This is a genomic window from Amycolatopsis sp. NPDC033938, from assembly GCF_055575975.1.
In genome coordinates this window covers 306,667-328,025 of record NZ_JBVIRO010000001.1, presented here as the reverse complement: position 1 = coordinate 328,025, position 21,359 = coordinate 306,667, and the positions used below count along the sequence as shown (strand labels likewise).

The window sequence follows — 21,359 nt, the reverse complement described above, 5'->3', positions numbered from 1 at the left end:
CCGAACTGCAGATGCGGAGGTCCGCGTGAAGTTCCTTCCGTTACTGGCCGGCCACTCACCAAGCCGGGCGTCAGTGACCTGTACTTACCGCTGTGGCGACGCGTGCTTCCACGACGCGCCGAACACGTCGGACAACCCCACCTTCGCCGAGGTGCTCGGCGCGGTGAGCCGCCGCGGCGCGTTGAAGGCGACCGCCGTCGTCGCGCTGGCCGCCGGCACCCCGCTCGCGCTCGCCGCGCCCGCTTCCGCCGCTCCCGATGGCCGTCCGAAACCGCCGCCGGGCACCGACTACCAGCGAGTCCAGCCGAACACGCTCGACGCCGTCGTGGTGCCCGAGGGCTATCAGCAGGGCGTCGTGATCCGCTGGGGTGACGCCGTGCTTCCCGGAGCACCGGAGTTCGACTTCGACAATCAGACGGCCGCGGCGCAGGCGAAGCAGTTCGGCTACAACTGCGACTTCGCCGCGCTGCTCCCCCTGGACCGTTCTGGCCTTTCCGCGCTGCTGGTGACGAACCACGAGTACACGTCGGAAGAGTTCATGTTCCGCGGGTACGACCGGAACAACCCCACCGAGGAGCAGGTCAAGATCGCCTGGGTGGCTCACGGGCTCACCGTCGTGCAGGTGACGCGCGGACGCGACACCGGACACCTGCGGCCGAAGATGTCCCGCTACAACCGGCGCATCACGCTGCACACCCCGTTCAAGGTGGCAGGCCCGGCGGCGGGCAGTGAGCTGCTCAAAACCGCCGCCGACCCGACCGGCACGGTCGTGCTGGGCACGATGAACAACTGCGCCGGTGGCGTCACTCCGTGGGGCACGATCCTGTCCGGCGAGGAGAACATCAACCAGTACTTCGGGAACGCGGACACGGTCACCGATCCCGTGGCGCGCAAACGGCTCGCGCGCTATGGCATCAACGGCACCGCGACCACCCGGAAGTGGGAGCGGTTCGACGCGCGCTGGGACATCGCCAGGGAACCGAACGAGGCCAACCGCTTCGGCTGGGTGATCGAACTGGACCCGAACGATCCGGACAGTACCCCGGTCAAGCACACGCATCTCGGCCGGTTCAAGCACGAGACGGCGAACATCCGCGTCGCCGAGGACGGCCGCGTGGTCGCCTACTCCGGTGACGACGAGCGGTTCGAGTACATCTACAAGTTCATCTCCAAGGGCCGGATGAAACCGGGCGACAGCCGCCACGCCCGGCGGCACAACATGACCCTGCTCGACGACGGCACGCTGTACGTCGGCCGGTTCACCGGCGACAGCCCGGCCGCCGAGATCGACGGCACCGGGAAACTGCCGAGCGACGGCGAGTTCGACGGTGTCGGCGAATGGATCCCGCTCGCCTCCGGCAAGAAGTCCTTTGTGGACGGAATGACCGCCGAAGAGGTGTACGTGTTCACCCGCGAGGCCGCCGACCGGGTGGGCGCCACCAAGATGGACCGCCCCGAGGACATCCAGGCGCATCCGTACACCGGCCGGATCTATTGCGCGCTGAGCAACAACGTCCAGCGTGGCAACCCCGGCAAGGAAGGCGCCACCGAGCCCAATCCCCGGGTCAACAACAAACACGGCCAGGTGCTGGAGTTCGAGGAGCGCCGCGGGGACGCGCTCGCGCTGACGTTCAGCTGGCGGCTGTTCCTGGTGTGCGGTGATCCGTCCTCGCCGGACACCTATTTCGCGGGCTTCCCCAAGGATCAGGTCTCGCCCATCTCCAGCCCGGACAACGTGGCCTTCGACAAGCACGGCAACCTGTGGATCTCCACCGATTCCTCCGGTGCGCTGGGTATCAACGACGGCCTGTACTCGGTGCCGCTGGAGGGCCGCAACCGCGGCGAGCTGAAGCTGTTCCTCACCGTGCCGCGCGGCGCGGAGACCTGCGGTCCGATCGTCGAGGACAAGATCGTCACGGTCTGTGTTCAGCATCCGGGTGAGGTGGACGGCGCGAGTGCGGACAAACCGGCCTCCCATTGGCCGGACGGCGGCGAAAGCCAGCCGCGGCCCTCGGTGGTGGCGGTGTGGAAACCCGGTCGTCACGGGCTGTGTGACATCGGTTCCTAGTCGGTAAGCAACGTTCTAGCAGTACTTTTCGTCGATGGCGCGCGGCCGGTTCCGGCAGCGCGCCATCGCTCGTTCGCGCGCTGTTCATCTGCTGGTCGGGACTGGATCGTTTTGGTCGCTTACCGTCACGGCGTTCCCCTGACCGGATTACGTGAACCCACCGCGAACCATGGAGGCCCTGTGTCCTTCGAGCCTCGGCGGCTCCTGCCGTTGATCACCTCTCATCCCGGCGGCCGCTCCGCGGTCACCTGTGAGTACCGCTGCGGCAACGCGTGCGCCCACCCCGAGCCCAACGGCTCGGAGAACGAATACTTCGGCGACGTGGTCAAGGACATGCTGTCCCGGCGTGGCGCGCTGAAGGCGGGTGCCGTGATGGCCGCCGCCGCGGGTGGCTTCGCCGCGCTGTCCGGTACGGCCGCCGCCGAACCCGCCGACGTCGCGGCCGCCGGCCACGGCAAGCCGGGCCGTCCCGGCCGTCCGGTGCCCGGCACCGACTTCGAGGCGGTGCCGCCGAACAAGCTCGACGCCGTCACCATCCCCGAGGGGTACGAACAGCGTGTCGTCATCCGCTGGGGTGACGCGGTCGAGGCGGGCGCGCCGAAGTTCGACTTCGCCAAGCAGACCGCGGCCGCGCAGGCCAAGCAGTTCGGCTACAACTGCGATTTCGTCGGCCTGATCCCGCAGGATCCGCTGGGCATCCGCAACCTGCTGGTGGTGAACCACGAGTACACCACCGAGGTCCACATGTTCCCGGCCGACCAGTACGACCCGGCCAACCCCACCGAGGAACAGGTCAAGATCGCCTGGGCGGCACACGGCCTCTCGGTGGTACAGGCCTTCCGCGACCCGATCGGCGGCGCGCTGCACGTCACGCCGAGCCGGTACAACCGCCGCATCACACTGAACACCACCTTCGAGGTCCGCGGCCCGGCCGCCGGTTCGAAGTACCTCAAGACATCCGCCGACCCGAGCGGCCGCAAGGTACTCGGCACGCAGAACAACTGCGCCGGTGGCGTGACCCCTTGGGGCACCGTGCTTTCCGGTGAGGAGAACGTCAACCAGTACTTCGCCAACGCGGACAAGGTCACCGACCCGGTCGCGGCCGCCCGCCTGAAGCGGTACGGCTTCTCCGGTACCGCCACCACGCGGAAGTGGGAGCGGTACGACAAGCGCTGGGACCTCGCGCAGGAGCCCAACGAGGCCAACCGGTTCGGCTGGGTCGTCGAGATCGACCCGAACGACCCGAACTCGACGCCGGTCAAGCACACCGCGCTCGGCCGGTTCAAGCACGAGGCCGCGAACGTCAAGATCACCAAGGACGGCCGCGTCGCCGTCTACTCCGGTGACGACGAGCGGTTCGAGTACATCTACAAGTTCGTCTCGAAGGGCAAGTACAAGCCGGGCGACAGCGCGCACGCGCGCCGCCACAACTCGGCGCTGCTCGACGAGGGCACGCTGTACGTCGGCCGGTTCACCGGTGACAGCCCCGCCGCCGAGATCGACGGCACCGGCAAACTCCCCGCGGACGGCGAATTCGACGGCGTCGGCGAGTGGATCCCGCTGGTCTCCGGCGACAAGTCCTTTGTGGACGGATTCACCGCCGAAGAGGTCTACGTCTTCACCCGTCAGGCCGCGGACAAGGTCCAGCCGACCAAAATGGACCGTCCCGAGGACATCCAGCCCAACCCGGTCAACGGCCGGATCTACGCGGCGCTGACCAACAACAGCCAGCGTGGCCCCGCGGGCAAGGCGAACGTCGACGAGGCGAACCCGCGGCCGAACAACCGCAACGGGCACATCCTGGAGTGGGACGAGGAAGGCGGCGACTCCGCGTCGACGCGGTTCTCCTGGCGGCTGCTGCTGGTCTGTGGTGACCCGAAGACGGCGGACACCTACTTCGGCGGCTTCCCGAAGGACCAGGTCAGCCCGATCTCCTGCCCGGACAACGTCGCGTTCGACCGGCACGGGAACCTGTGGATCTCCACCGACGGCAACGCGCTCGGCGCGAACGACGGCCTGTTCTCGGTGCCGGTCGACGGGCCGGAGCGTGGTCACGTCAAGCAGTTCCTGTCGGTCCCGGTCGGCGCGGAGACCTGCGGCCCGGTGGTGACCGACCACCTGGTGCTCGTCGCCGTGCAGCACCCCGGTGAGGACGCGCCCTCCTCCGCGAACCCGACGTCGCACTGGCCGGACGGTGGCACTTCGCAGCCGCGGCCGTCGATCGTCTCGGTGTGGAAGAAGGGTCGCTGGGGCCAGGTCGGCCGCATCGGCGTCAAGTAGCGGCGACCGGCGCCCCGATCACTCTCGGCAAGACACGTTCTGCCTGATCGGGGCGCCGGTCGACACCGTTCAGCGATTACGGAACGGCCCCGCGCTCACTAGCTTCGGCCCTGTGAAAAGGGCACTGGTGTTGATGACGGCTGGCGCGCTTCTGCTGGGCGCGGGTGCTTTTCCCGCGCAGGCGCAGGCTCCGGACGTCCCGTCCGGCTGCACCGGCGGCATCGCGCCGAACCCGAGCGTGGAGGAGGGCAGTCCACCCGCCGGGTACTCGTTCAACCCGGCGGCCCCGGTGCCCCCAGGGACGCCGAAGAGTAAACAGCCACGGCTGTCGACGGCGGGCGGTTACCAGCAGGACGGTGGCAAGTACGCGCTGATCGCGACGCCGGACAAGATGGTCAGCACCGCCTACGCGGCGATGAAGTTCGTGCCCGGCGCCGTCTACACGCTCACCGACTGGACCGGTACGAACGACGACAATCTCCGCCGCGCGGACGCCGTCCGGGAAACGGGACTGCGGTTCTACAACGCGACGAACAAGGTCGTGCTGGAGAACAAGCTCAAGGTCGCGCACGCCGTCGAGACCGACGGGAAGGTCGCCCGCCAGGACTTCCCGCCGTCGACCGCGCCGCCGACGGCCACCTCGGTGAAGTTCTTCGCCGCCACCGACCACAACTGGGTGATGTGGGACTGCGTCCAGCTCCGGGTCGCCTCGTTGTCGGTGAAGGCCGAGGTGCGGGACCCGGCGAGCGGCGCCTGGGGCGGCACGGCCACCATCGAGGCGGGCACCACCGCGAACTTCCGGTTCACGCTGACCAACGACGGCACCGAGAACCTGACCGGCATCAAGGTGGACGACCCGTACTGCGACGTGAAGCCCGCCCCGGTCGCGAGCCTCGACGGCGGCAAGTCCACGACGATCACCTGCGACCACGCGAACGTCACCGAGGCCGACAACGGCCGCGTCGGCACCGTGACCGTCTCCGGGGCGAAGTATTCGGGCGGCACGCTGCCGCAGAAGACCGCCACGACGACCATCAAGGTCACCCCGCCGCCCGCGATCGACGAGATCGGGGAGTTCGTCTGGAACGACCTCGACCGGGACGGCCTGCAGGACGCCGGCGAGCCGGGTGTCGCCGGGGCGAAGGTGACCTTGAAGGACGCTTCGGGCACGGCGCTCGGCACACTCACCACCGACGCCGCCGGCAAGTACCGCTTCGCCAAGCTGAAGGACGGCATCTACCAGGTCTGCTTCGACATCGGCGCGCTTCCGCCCGAGTTCGCGGGTTACGCCTTCACGGCGAAGGACGCGGGTGACGACGCGAAGGACTCCGACGCCGATCCCACGAACGGGTGCACCGCGACCACCACGGTCGGCCCACGGAAACGCCAGGATCTGACACTCGCCGCGGGGCTGGTCGCGCCCGTGCGCAAACTGGGCGACTTCGTCTGGCTGGACAAGGACAAGGACGGGTTGCAGGGCCGCGACGAGATCGGCGTCCCTGAGGTGAAGGTGACGTTGAAGGACGCTTCCGCGAAGGTGGTCAGCGAGACCGTGACCGGGCCGGACGGCCGGTATGCCTTCGGGGGTGTACCCGCGGGCTCGTACCAGGTCTGCTTCGACGCCGGATCCCGGCAGCTGACCCGGTCGGGCGCGGTGCAGTACAACGGGACCGATTCGGCCGCCGACCCCGCGACCGGCTGCACCCCGGTGACCGAGCCGGGGGTACCGGAGGATCTGACCAGGGATGCCGGGCTGATCGAACCGTGATTGCCGGTGTGACTCATGACCTACCCGGCACCCTTGTCCCGCCCCCCTCTACCGACGTACAATAATCTGTACGTCGAAGGGAGGGTGCTAGTGAAAACCATGAGCTACTCCGAGTCTCGTGCGAAGTACGCCGAGACGCTCGACTCGGTGGTCAACGACCGCGAAGAGGTTGTGATCACCCGCGCTGGGCACGAGCCCGTCGTGATCGTGTCCTTGGACGACTACCAGTCGCTCAAGGAAACCGCGTACCTGCTCCGCAGTCCGGAGAACGCGCGGCGGTTGATCACCGCGATCGAGCGACTGGAGTCGGGCGGCGGGACACAGCACGAACTCGTTGAATGAAGCTGATTTGGGACGAAAACGCCTGGGAAGATCATCTCTGGTGGCAGACCCAGGACCGGAAAGTGCTCAAGCGCATCAATGACCTCATCAAGGACATCGTGCGCAACGGCAATGAAGGTATCGGGAAGCCCGAACCGTTGAAGCACGGCTTTCAGGGCTATTGGTCGCGTCGGATCACGGACGAGCACCGACTTGTCTACAAGGTCGCTGAAGGCGAGATCAGGCTCGCTGCCTGTCGTTACCACTACGGGAAATAGAAGACGGAACCTGATCGAACCGGGATTGTCGGTGGGGGCCGCTACCGTCGCCGACCGTGACCTCCCATCTCGATGCCACCCGCGAGTCCTACGACACCGTCGCCGAGGACTACGTGACGCTGATCAAACCCCTGTTCGACCAGGAGCCCGTCAGTCGCGCGATGCTGGCCGGATTCGCCGAGCAGGTGCGCGGCCCGGTCGCCGACGTCGGCTGCGGGCCAGGCCATGTCACCGCCCACCTTGCCTCGCTCGGTCTCGACGTCTCCGGTGTCGACTTGTCGCCAAAGATGATCGAGATCGCCCGCCGTCAGTACCCGGACCTGCGGTTCGAGGTCGGCTCGATGACAGCGCTCGATGTCCCCGACGGCACTCTGGGCGGCCTCGTCGCCTGGTGGTCGATCTTCCATCTGCCGCCGGAGACCCTTCCGGCCGTGTTCGCCGAATTCCGTCGGACGCTGGTGACAGGTGGGCATCTGCTGATCGGTTTCCACGTCGGTGACGAGCGCCTGAGCCCCGAGACGGCGTACGGCCACCCGGTCACCTACGACGCTTACCTGCTGCGACCGGCCCGGATCGCCGAGTTGCTCGGCCAGGCTGGATTCGAGGTCACCGCGCGGCTGGAGCTGGCCGGGAAGAAGTGGCCGCAGGCCTGCCTGCTCGCCGTCGCGGTTTGACTCGTGGGCCGCGGACCTGATTCCCTGCGGACGCGACCGAGCCGGGCGGGGCCATGACACAGACAAGTACGACGGCGAGCGAAAGCCCGCCCGCGTGGCCTTCACGTGCCTGGTTCCGGCGACCGTCGACCTGGACCCGGCTCGGCTTCGGCCTGGTGCTGGTGGTCTACGCCGACCTCGCCTGGCGCCGCCGCTGGATGAGCGACGACGGGCTGATCGTGCTGCGGACGGTCCGCCAGATCCTCGCGGGCAACGGGCCGGTGTTCAACATCGGCGAACGGGTCGAGACCAACACCAGTCCTTTGTGGACGGCGATATTGAGTGTTCTCGGCCTGCTCCCGGGAGTACCGCTGGAGTGGATCTCCGTGGTGGCCGGGCTGGTCTTCTCGGTCGCCGGACTGTTCTTCGGCTTGGACGGTGCCCGGCGGCTTTATCAGCCGCTGGCCTTCCACGGCCTCGCGCCCGCCGGGGCGCTGGTGGTCTGCGCGCTTCCGCCGTTCCGCGACTTCGCGACGTCCGGCCTGGAGACCGGCCTGATCACCTTGTGGCTGGGCGTCACCTGGTGGCTACTCGTCCGACGTGTGTCCACAGTGGATGGACCGCGCGGCTGGCCGGTCGCGGTCGTCGCCGGTCTCGGGCCGTTGGTGCGGCCGGATCTCGCGCTCTTCAGCGGTGTCGCGGTGCTTGCGTTGCTCTTTCTCCTGAAGCCAGGACGGCGTCACGCGGTGGGCCTGCTGGCCGCCGCGGCCGCGCTCCCGTTGGCGTATCAGGTGTTCCGGATGGGCTACTACGGCCTGCTGACGCCGAACACCGCATTGGTCAAGGAGGCGTCGGAGGCGAACTGGGCTCGCGGCTGGGCGTACCTCACCGACCTCGCTCAGCCGTATTGGCTACTGGTCCCGGTGCTCCTGCTCGCCGCCGCCGTCTTGACCGTGACGTCCACTGTGGACAGGACCTTCGTGGTGTTGGCGGCGGTCCCCCTCATCGGCGCGGTCCTGCTTTCGCTGTACGTGATCAGGGTCGGCGGGGATTTCATGCACGGGCGCATGTTGCTCCCGGCGCTGTTCTGCCTGTTGCTGCCCGTGCTGGCCGTGCCCGTGACGAGGGTGACCGCGGTACTTCTGGTCGGCGTCGGGATCTGGGCGGTCGTGGCCGCGGGATCGCTCCGTCCGCCGTATTCCGCCGCGCCGCGTGCCGTCGGCATCACCGACGAGCGGTCCTACTGGTCGCGGGCGACCGGGCACGAACATCCGATTCTGGCCGAGGACTACGCCGACCATCCGTCGATGCCGACGGTGCTGGACGCCATCCGCGGGGTGCGGGGCCCGGCGGTGCTGATCCAGGACTACTCGACAAGGAGCTGGTACGCGTACCCGACGGACAGGCCGTATGTGACCGTCGCGGCGGACAGCATGGGTGCGCTCGGCGTGCTGATCCCGCTCGACATGCGGCTGCGCGACGGTTACGGCCTCGCCAACCCGTTCGCCGCCCATTCGACGTCGTTCCCCGACGGCCGCCCCGGCCACCAGAAATGGCTGCCCCCGGTGTGGGAACTGGCGAACTCGGCGCGGCTGCCGATCCCCGAGGGCGGTCCGGTCCGTGCCGAGGACGTGGCCGCCGCGCGACTGGCCCTCAGCTGCCCGGAGCTCGTGGCGATCGACGCGTCGGTGCGGGATCCGCTGACGGCGGGACGGTTCGTGGACAACCTCATCGGGTCGTTCGCGCGGGGCTCCGTGCGGTTCCCTCGGGTGGCGTCGCCACCGGTCGTCTGCCGGTGACTAGCGTGGCGGCCATGGCTGATCTTCCCCTCGCCCTCGTCACCGGCGCCACCCGCGGAATCGGCGCCGCGACCGCCCGCGCGCTCGCCCCCACCCACCGCTTGCTGCTCGGCGGACGCGACGCCGACGCGCTCGGCGAACTCGCCGGAACGCTGCCCGGCGCGAGGCCGTGGCCGGTCGACCTGACCGACGCCGAGACGCTTGAAGCGGCGACAGCCGAATTCGGCGAACTGGACGTGCTGGTGCACTCGGCGGGTGTCGCGCGGCTCGGCACGGTCGAAACCGCGACAGACGCCGACTGGCGGGCGAACTTCGAGGTCAACGTGCTCGGGGTGGTCACGCTGACCAGGCAGCTGCTGCCCGCGTTGCGTGCCGCGAAGGGGCACGTCGTCGTGATCAACTCCGGGGCCGGGCAGAACGCGCGCCCTGGCTGGGGTCCCTACGCGGCGAGCAAGTTCGCCGTCCGCGCCTTCGCCGACGCATTGCGCGAAGAGGAGTCCACCCTGCGGGTGACGTCGATCTACCCCGGCCGCACGGACACCGAGATGCAGCAGGCGATCGTCGCCGACGAAGGGCGCGCGTACGAGCCGGAACGCTTCCTGCGTCCCGAATCCGTCGCGGCCGCCGTGGTCGCCGCCGTCACCGCCACCGGCGACGCGCATCCGACCGAGGTGACCCTTCGGCCACGAGGACTGGTCTAGACGGGCCGGAAACTGTCGAGCGCTCCAACCCCTTCGGCCCGGCTGCTCCGCTCGGGGAGTGTCCTCGCAAGCCGGATGTCGCAAGGGCCTCCTTTGAGACGCTCATCGTCCCAAAGGAGGCCCTTGCGACTTCAGAAAACCCAGCCGGCCCACCCCCGTCTCAACGGGAGCTCCTCGCCTGCCGCCAGGCAACGAGCCGATTACGCCAGGTTTGACTTACCCCTCGTCAAGAGCGCAGCCGCGCCGAGGTTTCGGCGACCTCGGACTGCACCTTCGCGCGGTCCACCCGCAGTGATTCGCCGTCGCCGACCACCTGCTCGCCCGCCACCCACACGTCGCGCACCCGGCGCGAGCCCGCCGCCCACACCAGGTTCGAGAGCAGCTGCTCGTCCGGGACGTCGATGCCCGCCGCGAAGGCCGGGTCGTCCAGGTCGACGTGCACCATGTCCGCCCACCGGCCTGTTTCCAGCGCGCCGATGTCGGCTCGGCCCAGCGCGTCCGCGCCGCCGCGGGTGCCGAGCAGGAACGCGTCGGCCGCGGTCAGCACGGTCGATTCCCCGGTCGCGAGCCGCGCGAACATCGCCGAGAGCTGCAGCTCCTCCCACAGGTCGATGTCGTCGTTCGACGCCGGGCCGTCCGTGCCCAGCCCGACAGCGACACCGGCCTTGCGCAGCTCCGTCACCCGCGCGATACCTGAAGCGAGCTTCGCGTTCGAGCCAGGGCAGTGCGCCATCCCGACCCCGCGCGCGGCGAAGAGCGCGATGTCCTCGTCGGAAAGGTGGATGGCGTGCGCGGCCAGCGTGCGGCCGCGCAGCATCCCGACCTTCTCCAGCAGCGCGGGCACCGAGCCGTGCTCTTCACGCTGCTTGACGTCTTCGAGCGCCGCCTCGGCCACGTGGATCTGCACCAGCGCGCCACGCTCGGCCGCCGATTCCGCGGTCGCGCGCAGTGCTTCGGCGTTCAGCATGTACGCCGAGTGCGGTCCGTAGCCGACCTCGATCCGCTCACCGGGCCCGAACCGGAGGCCGTCGGTGTCGATCCAGCGTTCGATGCCCTTGAGCATCGCGCGCCAGTCCATCCCCGGCAGTTCCATGATCGGCGGGCCGAGCAGCACGCGGCCACCGGTGGTGAGCACCGCGTCGGCGAGCTGCTCGCCTTCGAAGTACATCTCCGCGCTGGTCGTGACACCGTGCCGCAGCATCTCGACCGAGCCGAGCACCATGCCGGTGCGGATGTCGGCGGGCTTCAGCTTCGCCTCGGCAGGCCAGATGATCTCGGTCAGCCACCGCAGCAGCGGCAGGTCGCCGCCCATCCCGCGCAGCAGGGTCATCGGGCTGTGCGCGTGCGCGTTGACCAGACCGGGCAGGAGGATGCCGCTCAACCGGGTCACGGGAGCGGAGGTTTCGGGAGCCCCGGATACGGGACCGACGTGGGTGATACGTCCCGTTTCGTCCACATCGACCACGGCGTCACGCAGCAATGAGCAAGCGGGGTCGGCGGGAAGAACGACAGGAGCGTGGAAACGGCGTTGCATGAAAAGAGCTTAGGTCAGGCTGTGTCACTCAAAGCGCGCTGTCGGATTTCCGCAGCCGGGCCGTGGCATGCGCTGACCACTCCCGCGGTCGTATCAGCGGCCCGTCTCCGCAAGTCCGAGGCCTTCGGCCCACAAGAAACGCGCGCGCGTGTCGTCACCGGAACTGCCAACTCCGGTTTGAGAGACACGGCCTAATCCACCACGCCGCTCCGCCACGCCCAGGCCGCGATCTCCACCCGGTTCCGCGCACCGATCTTCCCCTGCACCGAGGCCAAATGCGTTTTGACCGTCGACAGCGACAGGAACAGCTCGGCCCCGATCTCGGTGTTCGTCAGCCCCTTCGCGGCCGCCTTGACCACGTCCAGTTCTCGCGCGGTCAGCGGTTCCGAAGGCGGGCTGACGTCGCGTTTCACCGTCCCGCCGTCGAAATGCTTCAGCAGCCGGACGGTGATCTGCGGCGAAACCAGCGCGTCACCGCGCGCGGCCGCTCGCACCGCCTCGATCAGCAGCGCGGGCCCGGCGTCCTTCAGGAGGAACCCGCTCGCGCCGTTCCGCAGCGCGGTGTGCACGTACTCGTCCAGATCGAACGTCGTGACCACCACCACCTTCAGCGGATCGGTGACGTCCGGGCCGGCCAGCTGCTTGGTGACCTCGAGTCCGTCGATCCCGGGCATGCGGATGTCCAGCAGGCAGACGTCCGGCCGCAGTTCGCGCGCCTTCGCGACCGCCGAGACGCCGTCCGCGACGTCGGCGACCACCTCGATGTCGTCCTGCGCGTCCAGGATCATCCGGAAGCCGATCCGCACCATGTCCTGGTCGTCGGCGATCAGTACCCGGATCACTCTTCTCCTTCAAGTGGTAGCCACGCTTCGACGCGCCAGCCGCCGCCCGGCGCGCGTCCGGCGGAGAGCCGGCCGTGCAGCAGGGCGACGCGTTCGCGCATGCCGATCAGACCGTATCCGCCCGACCCGCCGGCCGGACGGCCCTGTGGTTCGCGTCCGTCGTCGGTCACCTGGAGGTGCAGTTCGTTCTCGACCACTTCGGCGACGACCAGCGCCTCCGTCGCGCCGGACGCGTGTTTACCGATGTTCGTCAGCGACTCCTGTACCAGCCGCAACGCCGACCGCCCGACCTCGTGCGGCACGTTCGGCGGCAGTTCGAGCTTCATCGACGTCTCGACGCCGTGGTTCGACCGTTCGACCAGCGTCCGCAGGTCGGCGGCCAGATCGGTGGTGGCCTGCTCGCTGAACTCGCTGCTCCCGGCCGGGGCGTCGCCGCGCATGCTCCGCACGAGCCGCCGCATCGCCGCGAGCGCTTCCACCCCGGCGTCCTCGATCCGGCCCATCGCCTCGACCGCGACCTGTGGGTTCTTCTCCCCCATCATCTTCGCCGCCTGCGCCTGCACGACGATGCCGGTCACGTGGTGGGCGACGACGTCGTGCAGTTCCCGCGCGAGCGCCATCCGCTCCGACGTCTGCGCGTCGCTGATCGCCGACTGGATGACCTGCGTGCGCTCCGAATCCCGCGACCGCAGCGCGAGGCCGACCGCCACCGAGATGCCGAGCAGCAGCAGGCCCGCGATCGCGAATCCGGCGATGTCGTCCGGGTCGGTCATCAGCCGGGGGCTCGGGCGCCTGGTGTTGAGAACGCAGGCGATCACCACCACCCCGGTCATCCCCGCGAGCCGCGGCATGGCCTTGCCGAGCCCGGCCGCGCGGACCAGCGTGACGATCGCGCCCATCCCCGCGACGACCTGCGTTCCCGGCACACCGCCCGGCGTCGCGTACTCGTAGCCGAGCCGGAGGAACGGCGTCACCAGCGCGGAAAGCAGCATGACGGCGGTGAGCCCGACCATCGCGTCGGCGGGCCGTCGCGGCGCGGCGACCGCGATGACCGCGGCGACGATCGAGCAGACCAGGATGGGGAAGCCGTGCGCCCCGCTGGCGTAGGTGAAGCCGAATTCCACGATCAGCGCGATCGACAGCATGCCGATGAGCGGCCATTGGCCCAGCACCAGCTTGTTGATCTTCTGCAGTTTCTCGTAACTTCTGGGGGTCGCCGTGCGGTCGCGTCCCGGAATCGCGAAGACCAGCGTTCCGCCGAGCAGGATCCCGCCGAACAGCATCGCCTGCGCCATGGTGCCGTTGGCGGTGCTGCCGTAGTAGTAGCGGCCCGACACCGCGGTCAGGGTCGCCAGCACCAGCCCGCTGATCACGGCGAACGCGACACCCGGCCGCGTCCGGCGCGCCGCGTAGAACAGCACCTCGACCCCGGCCACCACCTCGGTGATGGACAGGTGGGCGAGCACGCTCGAGTAGGTCGGGATGTCGAAATACCGGACGACCAGCGTGTAGCCCACCAGCACCACCGACGCGGCGACAGCGGCGACGGCCGCCCGTTTCTGTGCCCAGAGCGCGCAGAACACCATCGCGAAGATGCCGGGGAACAGCAGAAGGTCGATGCCGCGAGGGCCCGTGTCGTCGAACGCGGCGTCGGTGATGAAGAGCAGGTCGAAGGCGAGCGCGGCCAGCAGTACGGACGCGGGAACGCCGATACGGCGCACGAGCGAGACCGCGCGTGCGTAGAACCTGTTCTGGGATGGACCTGCTGTCACACCGTGACGGTAGAGGATTCGTCACCGTCCGCACCTTGGCCGACCGGTCCGACGTGGGTCGGCCGATCGGCCGATGCGCGCATGATCAGCACTGGCCGTCTGCCCGAAGTGGACACAGGTACTTCGAAGCGAAGCTCTTCCCCGAAGCAGAACACCAAGTGACTGACTAGGGAGAATCACGGTGGAAGATCCACAGTGGACAGGGCAGCCGGTACTTTCCGGGCGAGGGCTCGTCAAGCGGTACGGCACGCAGTACGCGCTGGCCGGGATCGACATCGACATCCAGGCGGGTGACGCGGTCGCCATCGTGGGGCCATCGGGCTCGGGCAAGACCTCCCTGCTGCACGTGCTCGCCGGGATCCTCCGCGCCGACTCGGGACAGATCTTCCTCGCCGGCCAGCGGGTCGACCAGCTCAACGAGCGCAAGCGCAGCGAATTGCGGCGCACCGAGTTCGGCTTCGTGTTCCAGTCCGGGATGCTCGTCGCCGAATTGAGCGCCGAGGAGAACGTCGCGTTGCCGTCGCTGCTGAGTGGCAAGGGCCGCAAGGAATCCATCGAGGCCGGCCGCGAATGGCTGGCGAAGCTCGGCCTCGCGGGCAAGGAGAAGCGCCGCCCCGGTGAGCTTTCCGGCGGTGAGGCGCAGCGCGTCGCGATCGCACGGGCGCTCACGCACCGGCCGAAGGTGATCTTCGCCGACGAGCCGACCGGCGCGCTCGACACCCGCACCGGCCGCGCCACCATGGACGCGCTGCTCTCGGCGGCCGCCGACAGCGGGGCCGCGGTGATCGTGGTGACCCACGACCGCGAACTCGCCGAGGCCATGCCGCGTACGGTCTCCATCCGCGACGGCCTGATCGCGACGAGGTTGGCTGCGTAATGAACAGTTTCCAGCTGGCCATGCGGGTGCTCCGGGTCGACCGCCGGACCCGCACGTCGGCCATCCTCACCGCGGTCGGGGTCGCCGTCGCGACCAGTCTGGTGCTCCTGCTGGCCTCCCTCCCCGGTGCCACGCAGGCCCGCTCGCAGCGGGCGATCTGGCAGGACATCCACAGCTACTACTCCAGTTCCGGCGAGGCCCAGCGCCCGGCGCCGCTGCTGATGGCGGCGAACAAGGACTACTCGGGTGACCGCGAGATCACCCGGGTCGACATCGCCCAGACCGGCACTTCGCCGATGCTCAGCCTGCCTCCGGGCATCCCGAAGCTGCCCGGCCCCGGCGAGGCGGTCGTTTCGCCCGCGCTCGGGAAGCTGATCCAGTCGACGCCGTCCGCCCAGCTCGGGGACCGGTTCGGCAAGCTCGTCGATTCGCTCGGCCCGGACTCCCTGATGTATCCGGAGCAGCTGGTCGCCATCGTCGGCCACACCCCGGATTCGATGCCGCAGTCGGCGCAGGCCGCGGACGGCTTCCCCGACAAACAGGCCAAACCCGACCCGCTGCTCGAACTGCTCGCCTGGGTCGGCGTGATCGTCCTGCTCGTGCCGAGCCTGGTGCTGGTCGCGTCCTCGGCCCGGCTCACCGCGGCTCGGCGCGAGGTGCGGATGGCGGCGCTGCGGCTGGCAGGCGCGACGCCGGGTCAGGTGACGAAGATCGTCGCCGGTGAGACGGCGTTGTCCGCGATCGTCGGCGCGCTGCTCGGCATCCTCGTGGCACCGGCGCTACAGGGCCTCTCGACGTTCGTCCCCTGGGCGGGCGGCACCTGGCTCGCGTCGGACTTCAGCCTTTCGCTCGGCTCGACCATCGCGGTCGCCGTGGCGATCCCGCTGCTGGTCGTGTTCGCCGGGGTCCTCGGCATCCGCCGCGTGCTGAAGACGCCGCTGTTCGCGGCTTCGGCGCACGCTCGCAAACCGCTGCACTGGTGGCGCCTGCTCGCGGTCCCCGTGTCCGGCGCGTTCTTCCTCTTCGCGGTCAGCCAGGAGAACGGCAACCTGGGGATGGTGATGTTCGGGCTCTTCCTGCTGGTCGCCTCGGCCGCGATCATCGGCCCGTGGGTCACCTCGGCGGTCGGCGGCACCTTCGTCCGGGTCTGGCGCAAACCGGCGTCGCTGCTGGCCGGGCGCAGGCTCCGTGACGACCCGAAGAGCGCCTACCGCGCCACGGCGGGTGTCGTCCTCGCCGTCTTCACCGGCTCCATGGCGCTCACGCTGCTGCCCTCCTTCGAGTCGATGGCGGGCGGCGGGCGGACCTTCAAGGACGAGGTCCTCTACGCCGACGCCGACGTGACCCAGGCACAGCAGGTGGTCGACAAGACCAACGCCACCCTCGCCCGCAACGGGATCACCGAAAAGGCCATCGCGGTCGGCCAGGTCTACCTGGCGAGCGGTGAGATGCGGTCCGACGGCAGCCAGTCGCTGAACCGCGCCTTCGTGATGACCTGCGAAGACGCCGCGAAGCTGCTTCGAGTGAACATCGGCGGTTCGTGCAAGCCCGGGCCCGCGGTCTACAGCAGCTACAAGATCGACCCGGCGCAGTTCCGGGTGACGGGGAAGTGGAACCAGGCCGGGGTGCCGTTCGCCGCGAACATCCCGGCGTACACCTTCCCCGAGTCCGAAAAGGACACCTACAGCACGATCGTCATCGATCCGGCCCTGGTGCCCGAGGGCGTCAAGCCGGAGAACGTCGACGTGGTCGTGCCGACGACGCCGTCGAACGGAGAGATCGTGCGGACCGCACTGGTCGGCGCGGCACCCGGCCAGGAGGTCGGCAGCCGTGGCCTGCACCTGGTCGGCCAGCAGCAGGAACTCGCCGACCTGCGCCGGGTCACCGTGATCGGCCTGATCGCGGCGGGCGTGCTCGCCGGCTGCAGCGCGGCCGTGGCGACCGCCGGTTCGGTGATGGACCGCCGCCGCACCTTCGGGGCGCTCATCGCGGCCGGGACACCGGTCCGGGTGCTGGCGAGGGCGCTGCGGATGGAGGCGGCCCTGCCCGCGATGGTGGCCACCATCGGCGCGGGTGTGGTCGGGATAGGCGTCGGTATGGGGCTCTACAGCATGGTCGAAAAGGACCCTGTGGTGCTGAGCCCGTGGCTGCTGGCGCCCGTGGTGCTGGGAATCGGGGTGGCGTTGCTCGGGGCATCCGTCTCGACCCCGGCGCTCAAGCGGGTGCAGTCGGAGCCACTCGCCGACGAATAGAAAGTTCGCCCGAATGGCGTCATGGCGCCCGGGCGGGCAGGTCTCGTGGGTGGAGTCGGTGGTTCCACCCACGAGCCGGGTGACCCGTTCGTCCCTCTGTCGGGGGAGGGACGAACGGGCACCGGGACGCGCAGGGGGCGTCCCGCGGGCGCGGGGTGTACAGAAAGGGCCGGTCAGGACGGGGGACGTCCTGACCGGCCCTTTCAGGCGCTTCAGACCCGTTCGAAGATCAGGTCGTGCGAGATCCGGCCTTCGACGTCGGCGCGGTTCTCGAACTTGGTGATCGGGCGCCACTCCGGGCGCGGGGCCCAGCCGCCTGGCTCGTCGGCGTGGCGGTTGCGCAGGAGCGGCTCGGCCGAGCAGACCTCCATCATCTGCTCGGCGTAGTTCTCCCAGTCGGTCGCCATGTGGAACGTGCCGCCCGGTTCGAGCCGTGAGGCCACCAGCGAGACGAACTCCGGTTGCACGATCCGCCGCTTGTGGTGCCGCTTCTTCGGCCACGGGTCCGGGAAGAACAGCCGGACCCCGGACAGCGTCCCCGGCTCGACGTGCTCGGTCAGCAGGATGACGGCGTCACCGTGCATCAGCCGCAGGTTCTGCACCCCGAGCTTCTCGGCGCGCAACATCAGCTGGCCGAGCCCGGGGTCGTACACCTCGACCGCGACGTAGTTGAGTTCCGGCGCCGCGGCGGCGAGCTGGGAGGTGGTCTCGCCCATCCCCGAACCGATCTCCACCATGACCGGGGCCTGCCTGCCGAACCAGTCGTCGAAGTCCACCGGGCCTTCGGGCAGCTCGCCGACCGTGCGGCCGAGCGACGGCCACAACTCGTCCCACGCTCGCTGCTGCCCGACGGTCATCCGGCCGCCGCGTTTGACATAACTGACCACGCTGCGCATCCGTGGCTGGTCCTCGTTTTCCACCCACCCATTAAACGTGGGGTTACCGGACCGCTTCGAACTCCCCCAGCCGCGAGCGCAGGCCCGCGAATCCGGCGACCGCGATCGGCGGTGGCGTCGTGCTGGAGTGGGCGGGGAGAACGTCGATCCAGCCGTCGTGGCGGCTGGTGTTCAGCACCGTGGTCGGGATCGAATGCCCGGACGCTCCGCGTTCGGAAGGCATGAACTCCCAGTAGCCGGATTCGCCGTCCGCGGCCCACGGGACGAATTCCCAACCGGGACGCCTGCCGAGCAGGCCGGCGATGCGGTCTTCGATGCGGAAACCGAGTTCCCGCGATTCGAGTCTGCCTTCCACGACGGCGCGGAGCCACCAGGGTGCGGGAATTTCCCCGTGCATTCCGCTGGACGCGCGGTACAGCGCGACAACGAGATCTTCGGGCGCGCGGTGCACCCAGGCGCGGCGAATATCGGATGGCCGGGTCGCGGACGCCACCGTGCGGGGCAGTTCGATCGCCTGTGACCATTCGAGGTCGAGCATGGGCTCGAGTCGCGGCTGCGTACTTTCCGTGCGGGCTTTCGGGATCATGCGTTCTACTCCCTGACCGGAATCCACCGTCAAGGATCACCTCCGGGGCCGAAGAGCCGAAATAGGCTCATCCCGAGCATCGCCCGGTCGGGAACAGTATGTCCGCTTCCTGTGAGAGAAGCCACAGCCTCTTAACGTGGACTTAACTCCTTTGGTGGCGGTAAAAGCTCAGGCATCCCGGCGGTGGGTGATCATCAGCCCAGCTGTATAGACAAGCACACTGATACCAGCGAAATAAGCCAAATAGCCCCACGGCCCCATCGGCGGCTCGAGTTTCAGCATCGAAACCGTCAGATCCGGGCCGGAAAATTGATTCGCCGCGAAGAACGGCATCCACTGGTAGATGTCGTCGCCCACACGCGGAATCAGCACGATGAGGCCCTCGAGCAACTGTGTCCAGGCCAGCGCGACCCCGAGTGCGAACGCGGGGTTGCGGAACAGCAGTCCGAGGCCGACGCCGAGCAGCCCGGTCAGGAGGAAGGTCAGGCCCTGGCCCGCCACCGCACGCCAGTCGGCTCCGGAAGCCAGGCCCAGGTCGGCGGCCGGTTTGATCAGATACGCGACAGCCCACGAGCCGAAGCCCACCAGCAGCCCGATCAGTCCCGAGAACACCCCGACGACGGCGCCCTTCGCCAGTAACGCCGGCACACGCGAGGGCACCGCCTGGAAGGTGAGCTTCATCGTGCCCCAGCTGAACTCCGTCGCCGCCGCGAGGATGGCGAGGACGAGCACCACGGTGCGGCCGAGAGCGCCGGCGACCTGGGTCGAGTTGACGCCTGTCTGACCCTCGATCGGCACGAAACCGAAGAACAACGCGGTGTAGGCGAGCGCCACCACGACCGCGATGCCCGCGCACCACCAGGGCGCGCGGGTGCTCAGCAGCTTGATCCGCTCGGCGCGGAGCATGTTCACCGCGGTCATCGGACGACCTCCGTAACCTGGCCGGCGCTGTATTCGACGGCTCCGGCGGTCAACTGCATGTACGCCTGTTCGAGCGAGCCGGTGAGCGGCTTCAGCTCGTGGAGGGTCGCGCCCGCGGCGAACGCGAGTTCGCCGATGTCGTCGCTGTCCATTTCGGACACGATGAGCGCGCCGTCGTCCTCGCGGAATTCGGCGCCCTTCTCGGTCAGCGCCGTCCGCAGTTCGGGCAGCTGCGGGCTGCGGACCCGCACGCCGAGTCCCTTCGCCCGGCCGATGAAGTCCTCCATCGTGCCCTGATAGATCAGCTTCCCCCGGCCGATCACGACGAGGTCCTGCGCGGTCTGCGCCATCTCCGGCAGCAGATGGCTGGACACGAACACGGTGCGGCCCTCGGCGGCGAGCGCGTGCATCAGCTTCCGGATCCACACGATGCCCTCGGGATCGAGCCCGTTGACCGGTTCGTCGAACAGCAGCACCCGGGGGTCGCCCAGCAACGCCGTGGCGATGCCGAGGCGCTGCGACATCCCGAGCGAGAACTGCCCGGCCCGTTTGCGGGCGACCGATTCCAGTCCGACCAGCCGGAGCACCTCGTCGACTCGCTTGTCGGGGAGGCCGTTGGTCGCGGCGATCCAGCGGAGGTGCTCGCGGGCGGTGCGGCCGGGGTGGCGCCAGGTGGCGTCCATCATGCCGCCGACCGTCCGAAGTGGATCACGCAGTTCGCGGTAGGACCTGCCGTCGATGGTCACCGAGCCCGCCGTGGGGTTGTCGAGCCCGAGCATCATCCGCATGGTGGTGGACTTGCCCGCGCCGTTGGGACCGAGGAACCCGGTCACGCGACCCGCTTGGGCGGTGAAGGAAAGATCGTCGACGGCGAGCTTGTCGTCGTAGCGTTTCGTGAGTCCGGCGGCCTCGATCATCTGGCCTCCCCTCCCTCCAGTGGATTCCGACATTACGCGGGAAAGGACCGGGCTGCCCCCCGATAGGCGGCCCGGTCCTTGTTTCCCCTTTTTCTCCCCCGTCCGGTCGCTTCACTCCCCCGAGCCGAGCGACCGGCCTCCTCCCCTGTGGAAGTTCTTACGCGTCGCGCTTGTTCGCGACGACCAGTGAGATGACCAGCAGCACCAGCGCGAAGCCGGCGAAGTAGGCCAGCGATCCGGCCTGGCTCAACGGTGCTTCCGCCCTGGCGGGGCCCGAACCGGTGAGGAACCTGTCGGCGACACGGAACGGCATCCACTCGTAGATGTCATTGCCGATCTTCGGGATGAGCCGGACCAGGTTCTCCACCGCGAGGGCGTAGATCAGCACGAGTGAGATGGCGCCGGCACTGTGCCGGATCAGGATGCCGACGGCGATCGCGATCACCGAGGCGAGTGCGAACACCACGCCCACCCCGGCGACACTGGTCCACTCCGCGGCGGTGTTCAGCGCGAGGTCTTCCGGCCGCATGACCGAGGCGAGGCCCCAGGCGCCGAACGCGGCGATCTCGCCGACCACGAGCGACAGGATCGCGACGACGCCGGTCTTGGCCAGCAGCGCCGCGGTGCGGTTCGGCACGGCCTGGAAGGTGGTCCGGATGGTGCTGAAGCGGTATTCGGTGGTCACCGAAAGCGCGGCGAGCACCATGATCACGGCCATGCCGAAGCCGTAGCCGAACTGGGTCAGGCTGACGTCGGTGAGTTCACCGGCGGGTGCGGCGCCGGAGATGATGGCGGCGAAACCGATCACGACCGCCAGTGCGGCCAGCGCGCACCACCAGGGCGAGCGTGTGGTGAACAGCTTGATGCGTTCCACAGCGAGCAGAGTCATGGCTT

The 21,359-nt window shown here is 68.9% G+C and carries 18 protein-coding genes; 10 read left to right on the top strand and 8 right to left on the bottom strand.

Translation table 11 applies throughout. The features are described from left to right. Positions 1 to 25: 25 nt before the first annotated feature. From ACZ5ZX_RS01670 to ACZ5ZX_RS01635, 8 genes are all read left to right on the top strand, one after another. Entirely contained in the window at positions 26 to 2,068 is a 2,043-nt protein-coding gene (locus tag ACZ5ZX_RS01670; protein ID WP_465500161.1) for a PhoX family protein, read from the top strand. A 180-nt stretch (positions 2,069 to 2,248) separates the two neighbouring features. After that, a complete protein-coding gene (locus ACZ5ZX_RS01665) occupies positions 2,249 to 4,348 on the top strand; it encodes a PhoX family protein (protein WP_465500160.1) in 2,100 nt (699 codons plus the stop codon). 133 nt (positions 4,349 to 4,481) lie between these two features. Then, positions 4,482 to 6,116: a DUF7850 domain-containing protein gene (locus tag ACZ5ZX_RS01660; protein ID WP_465501003.1), complete on the top strand. Its 1,635-nt coding sequence runs from the start codon at positions 4,482 to 4,484 to the stop codon at positions 6,114 to 6,116. 99 nt (positions 6,117 to 6,215) lie between these two features. Next, complete coding sequence (locus tag ACZ5ZX_RS01655; protein WP_229907886.1) at positions 6,216 to 6,458, top strand: type II toxin-antitoxin system Phd/YefM family antitoxin; 243 nt, start codon at positions 6,216 to 6,218, stop codon at positions 6,456 to 6,458. Next, positions 6,455 to 6,715, top strand: a complete 261-nt coding sequence (locus ACZ5ZX_RS01650; protein ID WP_465500159.1) for a Txe/YoeB family addiction module toxin — start codon at positions 6,455 to 6,457, stop codon at positions 6,713 to 6,715. The genes ACZ5ZX_RS01655 and ACZ5ZX_RS01650 overlap by 4 nt, the downstream gene beginning before the upstream one ends. Before the next feature lie 56 nt (positions 6,716 to 6,771). Next, on the top strand, positions 6,772 to 7,389 hold the full coding sequence (locus ACZ5ZX_RS01645; protein WP_465500158.1) for a class I SAM-dependent DNA methyltransferase: 618 nt from the start codon (positions 6,772 to 6,774) through the stop codon (positions 7,387 to 7,389). A 53-nt stretch (positions 7,390 to 7,442) separates the two neighbouring features. Then, the gene (locus ACZ5ZX_RS01640; protein ID WP_465500157.1) at positions 7,443 to 9,167 is read left to right on the top strand and encodes an arabinofuranosyltransferase AftB family protein; all 1,725 of its coding nucleotides are present in this window, start codon (positions 7,443 to 7,445) and stop codon (positions 9,165 to 9,167) included. 14 nt (positions 9,168 to 9,181) lie between these two features. Further along, positions 9,182 to 9,868 (top strand): SDR family oxidoreductase, encoded by a 687-nt coding sequence (locus ACZ5ZX_RS01635; RefSeq protein WP_465500156.1) that lies wholly within the window; start codon positions 9,182 to 9,184, stop codon positions 9,866 to 9,868. A 226-nt stretch (positions 9,869 to 10,094) separates the two neighbouring features. On the opposite strand, the gene ACZ5ZX_RS01630 is transcribed toward ACZ5ZX_RS01635, so the two are convergent. The 3 genes from ACZ5ZX_RS01630 to ACZ5ZX_RS01620 form a co-directional block, all read right to left on the bottom strand. Then, positions 10,095 to 11,402, bottom strand: coding sequence for an amidohydrolase family protein (locus ACZ5ZX_RS01630; RefSeq protein WP_465500155.1), 1,308 nt, complete (start codon positions 11,400 to 11,402; stop codon positions 10,095 to 10,097). A gap of 191 nt (positions 11,403 to 11,593) precedes the next feature. Further along, complete coding sequence (locus tag ACZ5ZX_RS01625) at positions 11,594 to 12,244, bottom strand: response regulator (protein ID WP_061981716.1); 651 nt, start codon at positions 12,242 to 12,244, stop codon at positions 11,594 to 11,596. Next, positions 12,241 to 14,016 (bottom strand): sensor histidine kinase, encoded by a 1,776-nt coding sequence (locus ACZ5ZX_RS01620; protein ID WP_465500154.1) that lies wholly within the window; start codon positions 14,014 to 14,016, stop codon positions 12,241 to 12,243. The genes ACZ5ZX_RS01625 and ACZ5ZX_RS01620 overlap by 4 nt, the downstream gene beginning before the upstream one ends. Positions 14,017 to 14,197: 181 nt before the next feature. Between ACZ5ZX_RS01620 and ACZ5ZX_RS01615 the strand changes: the two genes are divergently transcribed. Next, the gene (locus ACZ5ZX_RS01615; RefSeq protein ID WP_037307451.1) at positions 14,198 to 14,893 is read left to right on the top strand and encodes an ABC transporter ATP-binding protein; all 696 of its coding nucleotides are present in this window, start codon (positions 14,198 to 14,200) and stop codon (positions 14,891 to 14,893) included. After that, positions 14,893 to 17,145, top strand: a complete 2,253-nt coding sequence (locus ACZ5ZX_RS01610) for an FtsX-like permease family protein (RefSeq protein ID WP_465500153.1) — start codon at positions 14,893 to 14,895, stop codon at positions 17,143 to 17,145. The genes ACZ5ZX_RS01615 and ACZ5ZX_RS01610 overlap by 1 nt, the downstream gene beginning before the upstream one ends. A gap of 212 nt (positions 17,146 to 17,357) precedes the next feature. Here the strand turns inward: ACZ5ZX_RS01610 and trmB are convergent, their stop codons facing one another. The 5 genes from trmB to ACZ5ZX_RS01585 all read right to left on the bottom strand — a co-directional run bounded on the left by trmB (position 17,358) and on the right by ACZ5ZX_RS01585 (position 21,354). After that, positions 17,358 to 18,041, bottom strand: coding sequence for a tRNA (guanosine(46)-N7)-methyltransferase TrmB (gene trmB, locus ACZ5ZX_RS01605; protein ID WP_465501002.1), 684 nt, complete (start codon positions 18,039 to 18,041; stop codon positions 17,358 to 17,360). A gap of 43 nt (positions 18,042 to 18,084) precedes the next feature. After that, positions 18,085 to 18,627, bottom strand: a complete 543-nt coding sequence (locus tag ACZ5ZX_RS01600; protein WP_465500152.1) for a hypothetical protein — start codon at positions 18,625 to 18,627, stop codon at positions 18,085 to 18,087. A gap of 168 nt (positions 18,628 to 18,795) precedes the next feature. Continuing rightward, positions 18,796 to 19,548, bottom strand: a complete 753-nt coding sequence (locus ACZ5ZX_RS01595; protein WP_465500151.1) for a hypothetical protein — start codon at positions 19,546 to 19,548, stop codon at positions 18,796 to 18,798. After that, positions 19,545 to 20,465, bottom strand: a complete 921-nt coding sequence (locus ACZ5ZX_RS01590) for an ABC transporter ATP-binding protein (protein WP_465500150.1) — start codon at positions 20,463 to 20,465, stop codon at positions 19,545 to 19,547. The genes ACZ5ZX_RS01595 and ACZ5ZX_RS01590 overlap by 4 nt, the downstream gene beginning before the upstream one ends. A gap of 157 nt (positions 20,466 to 20,622) precedes the next feature. Beyond that, on the bottom strand, positions 20,623 to 21,354 hold the full coding sequence (locus ACZ5ZX_RS01585; RefSeq protein WP_465500149.1) for an ABC transporter permease: 732 nt from the start codon (positions 21,352 to 21,354) through the stop codon (positions 20,623 to 20,625). Positions 21,355 to 21,359 lie beyond the last annotated feature (5 nt).